General features: G+C 74.4%; 5 protein-coding genes. 4 read left to right on the top strand and 1 reads right to left on the bottom strand.

Annotated features, from left to right (window positions below):
* Positions 1-101 precede the first annotated feature (101 nt).
* From QCZ28_RS07420 to QCZ28_RS07435, 4 genes are read left to right on the top strand one after another with little or no spacing between them, the layout of a single operon-like run.
* Positions 102-1,130, top strand: coding sequence for an iron chelate uptake ABC transporter family permease subunit (locus QCZ28_RS07420; protein WP_279515862.1), 1,029 nt, complete (start codon positions 102-104; stop codon positions 1,128-1,130).
* Positions 1,127-2,155: an iron chelate uptake ABC transporter family permease subunit gene (locus QCZ28_RS07425; RefSeq protein WP_279515841.1), complete on the top strand. Its 1,029-nt coding sequence runs from the start codon at positions 1,127-1,129 to the stop codon at positions 2,153-2,155. Before QCZ28_RS07420 ends, QCZ28_RS07425 begins: the two co-directional genes overlap by 4 nt.
* Positions 2,156-2,184: 29 nt before the next feature.
* The gene (locus tag QCZ28_RS07430; protein WP_279515842.1) at positions 2,185-3,009 is read left to right on the top strand and encodes an ABC transporter ATP-binding protein; all 825 of its coding nucleotides are present in this window, start codon (positions 2,185-2,187) and stop codon (positions 3,007-3,009) included.
* Entirely contained in the window at positions 3,006-5,054 is a 2,049-nt protein-coding gene (locus QCZ28_RS07435; protein WP_279515843.1) for a penicillin acylase family protein, read from the top strand. The genes QCZ28_RS07430 and QCZ28_RS07435 overlap by 4 nt, the downstream gene beginning before the upstream one ends.
* Positions 5,055-5,115: 61 nt before the next feature.
* Here the strand turns inward: QCZ28_RS07435 and QCZ28_RS07440 are convergent, their stop codons facing one another.
* Positions 5,116-8,829: a S8 family serine peptidase gene (locus QCZ28_RS07440; protein ID WP_279515844.1), complete on the bottom strand. Its 3,714-nt coding sequence runs from the start codon at positions 8,827-8,829 to the stop codon at positions 5,116-5,118.
* Between the last annotated feature and the right edge of the window lie 371 nt (positions 8,830-9,200).

Raw genomic sequence — 9,200 nt, forward strand, 5'->3', positions numbered from 1 at the left:
TAGCCTAACCTCGGTCATTGTCAACAGCGGTTCGCCGTTTCGCCACCACCCCGGAGCCCACACTGGACGCCACACCCACCGTCACCCGGCCGGCACCGTCCGTGCCGACCCGGGGCGCTGTCGCACCCCCGAGCCGGCGTGGTCGCCGGGCGGCCCGCGCCGGCGGACTGGTCGCCGCCGTGGCACTGCTCGCGGTGATCGTGGTGCTCAGCATCGCGGTCGGCGCGAAGGCCATGCCGCTCGCCGACGCCTGGTCCGGGTTGCTGCACCGCGACGCCGCCGAGTACGCGGTGGTGCACCGGATGCGCCTCCCCCGCACCCTGCTCGGGCTGCTGGCCGGCGCCGCCCTCGGTGTGGCGGGCGCGATCATGCAGGCCCTCACCCGCAACCCGCTCGCCGACCCCGGGCTGCTCGGCATCAACGCCGGCGCCTCGGCGGCCGTCGCCACCGCCGCCGCGTTCCTGGGCGTCACCGCCGTCGGCGGGTACGTCTGGTTCGCGCTGCTCGGCGCGGCGACGGTGACCGCGCTCGTCTACGCCGTCGGCGGCGGACGGGGCGCCACCCCGGCCCGACTGGCGCTGGCCGGGGCTGCGCTCAACGCCACCCTCTACTCCTACGTGAGCGCGGTGATGCTGCTGGACACCGCGTCGCTGGAGCGGCTGCGCTTCTGGACGGTCGGCTCGCTGGCCAGCGCGGACCCGGCGACCGTCACCCGGGTGCTGCCGTTCATGGCGATCGGACTGCTGGTCGCGCTCGGCGCGGCCCGTCCGCTGAACGCGCTCGCGCTCGGCGACGACGCGGCACGAGCCCTCGGCTCCCGACCCGCGCTGACCCGCGCCGCCGTGATCGTCGCGGTCACCCTGCTCTGCGGCGCGGCGACCGCCGCGTGCGGTCCGATCGTCTTCGTCGGACTGCTGGTGCCGCACCTGGTCCGCGCCCTGACCGGCCCGGACCTGCGCTGGCTGCTGCCGTACTGCGCGGTGCTCGCGCCCGCGCTGCTGCTCGGCGCCGACGTACTCGGCCGGGTACTGGGTCGACCGGGGGAACTCCAGGTCGGCATGGTGACCGCCGTGCTGGGCGGCCCGCTCTTCCTGTGGCTGGTCACCCGCCGACCGGTGGCCCAACCGTGAGCGTCATCCGTACCCCCGGGGGGTTGTCGGTGCGGTTCCGGCCCCGCGCGTTGGGCGTCGGTGCCGGTGCGGCGTTGCTCGCGGCCGGGTTCGGCCTGGTGGCCCTGGGCAGCGGCGACTACCCGATGGGGCCGGCGGACGTGCTACGCACGCTGACCGGCGGCGGCACCGTGGCGGAACAGTTCATCGTGTACGACCTCCGCCTGCCCCGACTGGTCACCGCCCTGCTGGTCGGTGCGGCCCTGGCGCTGGCCGGCACGGTGTTCCAGTCGCTGGTCCGCAACCCGCTGGGCAGCCCGGACATCCTGGGCTTCACCCAGGGCGCGTCGACCGGCGCGCTGGTGGTGGTCGTCCTCGGCGGCAGCAGCCTGGCCCTCGCGGGCGCGGCGGTCGCCGGTGGGCTCGGCACCGGCCTGCTGATCTACGCGCTGGCCTGGCGGCGCGGAGTGCACGGCTACCGGCTCATCCTGGTCGGCATCGGGGTGGCCGCGATCCTGACCGGCGTCAACGGCTATCTGTTGACCCGGGCGCCCCTGATGGACGCCGCCCGCGCGGTGCTCTGGCTCACCGGCAGTCTGGACGGGCGGGGCTGGGCCAACGCCGGGCCGCTGCTCACCGTCCTGGTCGTGTTGGCGCCGCTGGTGCTCGTCGGCTGCGCCCCGGCGCTGCGGATGATGGAGCTGGGCGACGACGCGGCCAGCGCCCTGGGCGTGCCGGTACGCCGACTGCGCCTGGTGCTGCTCGCCGCCGCCGTGCTGCTGGTCTCGTTCGCGGCGGCCGCCGCCGGGCCGGTGTCCTTCGTGGCGCTGGTCGCCCCACACGTGGCGAAACGGCTGACCCGGGCACCGGGCCCGAACCTGCTCCCGTCGATGACCGTCGGCGCGGCGCTGCTGGCCGGCGCCGACCTGCTGGCCCAACGCGCGTTCGACGGGCACCAGCTGCCGGTCGGCGTGGTGACCGGCGTGATCGGCGGCGGTTACCTGGTCTGGCTGCTGGCCGTGGAACGCCGGGCGGGCCGGCTGTGAACACCCGCGACACCCTCGAAGGAGCACCCATGCGACCCGGCGATTCCCGGCTCGGCGGCACCGCGCTGACCCTCGCCTACGACCAGCGCACCATCGTCGAGAACCTGACCGTGGCCGTGCCCGACAGCTCCTTCACGGTGATCATCGGCCCGAACGCGTGCGGCAAGTCGACGCTGCTGCGCGCACTGTCGCGGATGCTGCGCCCCAGCGCGGGTGCGGTGCTGCTGGACGGCCGCAACATCCACGACCTGCCGGCCCGCACCGTGGCCCGGACGCTCGGCCTGCTGCCGCAGTCGTCGATCGCGCCGGACGGCATCAGCGTCGCCGAACTGGTCGCCCGAGGCCGATACCCCCACCAGGGGCTGCTGCGGCAGTGGTCACGCGAGGACGAACGGGTGGTCGAGGAGTCGATGGCCGCCACCGGTGTCGACGACCTCGCCGACCGGGCGGTGGACGAGCTGTCCGGCGGGCAGCGGCAGCGGGTCTGGATCGCCATGGCGCTGGCGCAGCAGACGCCGCTGCTGCTGCTCGACGAGCCGACCACGTACCTCGACATCGCCCACCAGATCGAGATCCTGGACCTCTGCGCCCGGCTGCACGAGGAGCAGGGCCGCACCCTGGTCGCGGTGCTGCACGACCTGAACCACGCCGCCCGCTACGCCACCCACCTGATCGCGATGCGCGACGGACGGGTGGTGGCCGCCGGGGAGCCGTCGTCGGTGGTCACCGCCGACCTGGTGGCGGAGGTGTTCGGACTGCCCTGCCGGGTCATCGACGACCCGGAGACGGGCACCCCGCTGGTCGTCCCGGCGGCCCGACGCCGCTCCGGCGCCCTGGCACCGGAGCCGGCGTGAGCACCGAACGTTTCCGCGACCCGTGGGGCGTGCCGCACCTGCGGGCCGACGACCCGCTCGCCCTCGCCACGGCGCAGGGCCGGGTGACCGCGTACGACCGGGCCTGGCAGATCGAGGTGGAACGGCACCGGGCCCGGGGCACCAGCGCGGCGTTCCTCGGCCCGGACGCGCTCGGTTGGGACCGGTTCGTCCGGCAGGTCCGGCTCGACGACACCGCCCGCCGCTGCCACGCGGCGCTGGACAAGGCGACCGCCGAGTGGGTGGGCGCCTACGTGGACGGCGTCAACGGCGCTCTCGCCGCCGGGGCGGCCCGGTCGCCGGAGTTCGCCGCCACCAGGCTTCGCCCGGGCCGGTGGGAGCCGTGGACACCGCTCGCGGTGTGGCTGGGCCACCACATCCTGTTCGCCGGGTTCCCGGGCAAGCTCTGGCGCGAGCACGTCGCGCAGCGGCTCGGGCCGGACCAGGTCGACCTGTTCGCCACCGACGGGCCGGCCGTGGCCGGCAGCAACGGGTGGCTGCTCGCCGCCGAGCGCACCGGCACCGGGGCCGCGCTGCTCGCCGGTGACCCGCACCGGTTCCTTGAGGATCCCGGTGTCTACCAGCAGATCCGGTTGGCCTGCCCGGAGTACGACGTCATCGGGCTGGCGGTGCCGGGCGTGCCGGGCATCGCCCACTTCGGGCACACCGGCGAGGTGGCCTGGGCGATCACCAACGCGATGGCCGACTACCAGGACGTGTACGCGGAACGGCTGCGCCGCGACGGCCCCCGGGTGTGGGCGCTCGGCCCGGACGGCTGGCGTCCGGCACACCGGCACGTCGAGACGATCGAGGTGGCCGGGGCCGACCCGGTCGAGGTCGAGGTAATGGAGACCGAGCGTGGCCCGGTGATCGCCGGCGGGCCCGACGACGAGACGGCGCTCAGCCTGCGCTACCCGCCCCGGGTCCGGGGTGACCTCGGTTTCGCGACGCTGCCGGAGCTGCTGCGCGCCCGCACCGTGGCCGATGTGGATCACGCGCTGCGGCACTGGGTGGAGCCGGTCAACGTGGTGCAGGCGGCGGACACCGCCGGAGGGCTGCTGCACCGGGTCGCCGGGGCGGTGCCGGTACGGCACCCGGAAAACGGCCGGCGGGTGGTCCCCGGCTGGGACGCCGCCCACGCCTGGCAAGGCTGGCACGCGCCGATGCCCCGCGCCGAGGTGGCCGGTCGGGCGGTGATGGCCAACGAGCGCGCGCTGGCGGCGCCGTTCGGGGTGGAGTTCGCCGCACCGCACCGGGCGCACCGCATCGCCGAACTGCTCGACGCCCGTGCGACGTGGACGGCCGACGAGATGGCCACGGTGCACACCGACACGTACCTGGGCGCGGCCGGGCCGCTGCTGGCCGTCCTCGCCGAGTCGACGGGGCTCGGCCCGGCCGCCGCCGCGCTGCGCGACCGGCTGCTGCGCTGGGATCGCCGGATGGCCGCCGACAGCACGGACGCGGCCGCCTACGCCATCCTGCGGGCGGCTGCCGTCCGCCGGCTCGCCGCCCACCCGGCGCTGGCCGCGCTGGCCGAGCCGCCCGCGTACCCCGAGGTGTTCGCGCCCTGGCTGGCACTGACGCCGCGGGTCGGTTACGCGCTGGAGCACCTGCTCGGCGCGAACCCGCCGCCCGGTGTGGACATCGGCGCGCTGGTGAGCGCGGCGGCCGAGGAAGCCGGTGACGCGGCCGCCGGGCAGGTGCCCTGGGGTGACCTGCACCGGTTGGCGCTGTGGCGGGCGCTGCCCGGCGCGGACGCCGGGCCCGGCCCCCGGCTCGACGGTGACCACGACTGCGTGCTGGCCACCTCCAGCGTGCCCGGGGTCACCCACCGGTGCCTGCGGGGGCCGGCGGCGCGCTTCGTCTGGGACCTGGCCCGCCGCAGCGACAGCCGGTGGGTGGTCCCGCTGGGCGCGTGCGGGGTGCCCGGCGACCCGCACCACGACGACCAGAGCCGCGCCTGGCTGGCCGGAGAGCTGCTGCCGGTCGTCACCGACTGGGAGCAGCTGACGCAGGAGCGGGACTGACGGCACCGGCCGCCGCCCGGGGCGCCCGAGGCACCCCCGGCGACGGCCGGTCCCAACGGCGTCAGCGCAGGCCGAACGCCCTGGTGATGCGCTGGCTCACGGTGTTGCCGGCGGCATCGCGCGCGGTGGTGCGCAGGCTCACGAAGCCGGCCGTCGCCGGTGCGGCCAGCGAGGTACGCCAGCCGTCGCCGTGCCGGGTCAGCCGCTGCTTCTGCCAGGTCGCCCCGTCGTCGTAGGACACCTCGACGGTCACCGCGCCGATCGTGCCGGTGACGTCGGGCAGGTGGGAGGCGACGACTGTCAGCGGCGTACGCCGCGACGCCTTCCCGTCGCGGTCGATGTCCACCTGGTAGTCCAGCTGGATCATCGGCAGCACCTCGGCCGACTCCTCCCCCGTCACCGCCGAGGTGAAGCCCCACTCGGTGCGGGTCTGCCGGGAGTACGGGTTGCTCCAGGCGGCCCGGTCGTTCTCCACCACCAGCCGGTACGGCAGCCGCTTCTCCGCCAGCCCGGAGACCTGGAGGTACTCGGCGTTGCCCCAGTTCAGCTCCTGGTCACCCTGGTAGAGGGTGGTCCGGTTGACCATGTCGTAGTTGGCGTACGCCTCACCGATGTGACCGCCTCCGTCGCCCCACCCGGGTGCGGGCAGGTAGACGGTGTCCAGGTACCGGACCGGCACGTAGCCGCCACCCATCCGGGGTCGCTGGATCGGCCCGAACCAGGTGACGGCGCTCGGCCTGCCCGCCGGGTAGGTCGTCACCGCCTGCAGGTGCTGACCGGTCTCACCGGCGATGAACGCGTCGTCGATCCACCGCTGGTCGGCGCTCACCCAGTCGGTCCGCCGACCCTGCGCCGGGGCCGGCTCCTGGTTGCTCGACGCCCAGCCGCGCCAGACGTCGGTACGGAACTCCAACGCCTTGCCCTGCCGGTAGTTGCGGAACTCCACGTCGACCCGGGCCAACTGCCGCTTGGTGGGCCGGTAGGTGGGGTCGGCCGGCACCGTGCCGGACCAGTGGTGCACCACGTCGTACAGGTAGCTGGTCTCCGGGTGCGACTCGACGGTGAGCCGCACCGCGCCGCGCTCCAGCGCGGCGATGAGCTGCCCACCCTCGTCCGCACCGAGCGTGGCCACCGTCACCGGGGCCGGGCTCTCCGGGCTCCACGCGAACTCGTCCCACGGCTGGAGCCGACCGACACCGTCGTTGACCACGAGCAGCAGCTTCGCCCCGGCCGCCGCGGCGGCCCGCGCCTGGGTGGCGATGTCGACACTGTCGCTGCGGCGCACCACCACGGCCCGGTCCCGGACCGGCCGCTTGGCCAGCCCCGTCGCCGACGCGTCGGCGACGTAGACCGCGTCCAGCTGACGACGACCGGCCGGCAGCGCCGGGGTCGCCCGCTTCACCAACAGATCGTCGTACGAGCGACCGCCCGCCGAGACGGTCAACGCCGGCTGCTCCAGCCGCCACCGGGCACCGAACTCGAACTCGCCGTCGGTCACCGGACGGCTCGTCGGCAACGCCCACATGCTGTCGTACGAGTCGTCGGGCAGCACCTGACTCTCGGTGAGACCGTTCTTCGTGGACCGGTGGATGTCCATCCGCAGCGCACTGGCGGTGGCCTCCTGCGGCACCCGGGCCTGCACCTGCCGGGCGGCACGCGCGTCCAGGGTGACGGTGCGGTCGGTGTCCAGGTTGACGTCGGTGAAGCTGAGCATCGCCATGCCCTTGGAGTGCGGCCCGTGCACACCGCGCACGTCCGCGGAGATCCAACCGTTCCAGCTCGCCACCGGCAGGCGCAGCGTGGCAGTGCCACTCTCGGGCAGGTCCACGGCGGTGAACAGGGTGTCGGCGGTGAGGATGACCTTGCCGACGAGCGGCTTGCCGTCCCGGTCCTTGGCGATGAGCGTCAGGTTCTGCCGCTGGCCCTCCTTGCCGGCCCCGATCAGGGTGCGGCCACGCACCGCACCAGCGTCGTCGGTGGCGACGATCATGCCACTGACCTGCTTCTCCACCGGCAGCTTGTCGTACGCGGCGGTGAGCGTCACGGTGGCGGTGCCGCCGGCCGGCACGGTGACCCGGTCGGCGGAGAGCGCGAACAGACCGGCCGGCGCGGTGCCCGCGTCGAGGGCCAACGTGAGCGCGACCGGCGTGCCGCCGACATTGGTGTAGGTGACGGTGCGGTCGACGCTCATGCCCGGCTGCTGCGGCCACGCCTGGAAGCCGGAGTACGCGCTCGGGGTGGCGAAGACGGTGGCGTGCGCGGCGGCCACCGCGTCGACCCGACCGGCACCCGCCTGGTACGGGGTGTAGCCGGGGGTGGCCTTGACCGTACTGACCAGCGCTTCCTTGATGCGCTGACCAGTCCAGTCCGGGTGCGCGGCGGCGACCAGCGCGGCCGTGCCGGCCACGTGGGGGGTGGCCATCGACGTGCCGCTCATCAGCGTGTAGTCACCGGAGCCGCCGCGGACGAGGTGCGAGCGGGCGGCCAGGATGTCCACGCCGGGGGCGGTGATCTCGGGCTTGAGCCCGCCGTCGCCGGCGCGTGGACCCTGGCTGGAGAAGTCGGCGAGGTGGTCGGTGCTGTCGACGGCGCCGACGGTGAGCGCGGAGTCGGCGGCGCCCGGGCTGCCGATCGTGGCCGGGCCGCTGTTGCCGGCGGCGATCACGAAGAGGGCGCCGGTCTCGGCGCTGAGCCGCTCGACCGCCTGGCTCATCGGGTCGCTGCCGTCGGTCGCCTCACCACCCAGGCTCATGCTGACCACCCGGGCCTTCTGCTCGCGGGCCGCCCACTCCATCCCGGCGATGATCCAGGAATCCTGTCCGCTGCCCTCGCTGTTGAGCACCTTGCCGATGTGCAGCCGGGCGCCGGGGGCCACACCCCGCTCGGCGCCACCGGACGCGGCGCCGGTGCCGGCGATCGTCGAGGCGACGTGCGTGCCGTGGCCCTTGTAGTCGAGGATGTCGGGCTCCGACGGCACGAAGCTGCTGGACTCCGCGATCTGCCCGACGAGGTCCGGGTGTTCGGCGTCCGCCCCCGAGTCGAGCACCGCGACGTCGACACCGGCGGCGGTGTTGCCCCCGGCCCACAGCGTCGGCGCGCCGATCTGCGCGGTGGACTCGGCCAGGTCGGCGTGCACCCGGCCGTCCAACCAGACCTTCGCGATGCCGTTGGCCAGGGTCGGGGCGTCGCCCGTACGTCGGGTCGAGCCGGCGGTGAGCGCGGTCCAGAACCGGTCGGCGGTGGCGCGTTGGCGGGTCAGCGCCGCGCCCTGCACGCTGTCCAACGGTCGGACCAACTCGGCGCCGTCCAGGGCGGGCCGGGTACGCTTGCGGGCCGCCGCGTCGGTCATCGTGACGATCAGCGGGAGCGCGTCGGTGTGCGCGTCGTCGTAGCCGTCGGCGATGAGGTCGGTGACGTTGAACAGTTGCCGGTCCAGCAGGCCGCTGGTGACATAGGACAGCGCGGCGTCCGGGTAGACGTAGGTGTCGCCGTCGCGCACGGTGCGGTGGAAGCTCGGGGTGCTGCCGTCCGGTCGGCGCACTGTCGACACCGTGCTGCCGTCCGCCGCGGTGGTGACGGTGACCGTGTCACCGGTGATCAGGGTGACGGTGGACGCGCGCCCGGCGGCGGCCGGGGGCAGGCCCGCCGGGCGGTCGGGGTGGTTCGGCGGGGCGGCGGCCGCTCCCGCGCCGGGTGGGGTGAACCCGGCCGCCAGGGTGAGGGCGGCGCCGAGGGCGATCAGCCCGGATCGGCGACGCCGGTGAGACAGAGCCACGGTGACCTCTTTGTGTCGAGAAGTGGTACGCACCACAGCATCGACGTAACAACCCGCCCAACCCCGCCATCGCCCCCGACGCGTTTACGCCATGGCACAACCCCGCCACCCACCCCGGCCCCTCCCTGCCCCTAGCCCCGTCGATCTTGCACTTTCTGTCGGTACCAAAGTCGCCATTCAGGACGTATCGACAACACTAAGCGCAAGATCGGCGAGACCCAGGGGGCGGGACGGGCCGCGAGGGGGATGCTCCTATGGATGTCAAGGTGTGGTCGGTGGGGGTTGGGCGGGGTTGGTGAGGGCCTCGTAGACCTCGCGGGCGACGTATCGCTTGAGGCAGCGGATGATCTCTTTCTTGGTGAGGCCTTCTT

Origin of the sequence: Micromonospora sp. DH14 (assembly GCF_029809455.1) — a bacterium.
In the GTDB taxonomy this organism is placed as follows: Bacteria; Actinomycetota; Actinomycetes; order Mycobacteriales; family Micromonosporaceae; genus Micromonospora; species Micromonospora parva.

Bases quoted from the DNA above. Each gene is read 5' to 3' on its own strand.
- QCZ28_RS07430 (WP_279515842.1), top strand. From the start codon at position 2,185: ATGCGACCCGGCGATTCCCGGCTCGGCGGCACCGCGCTGACCCTCGCC.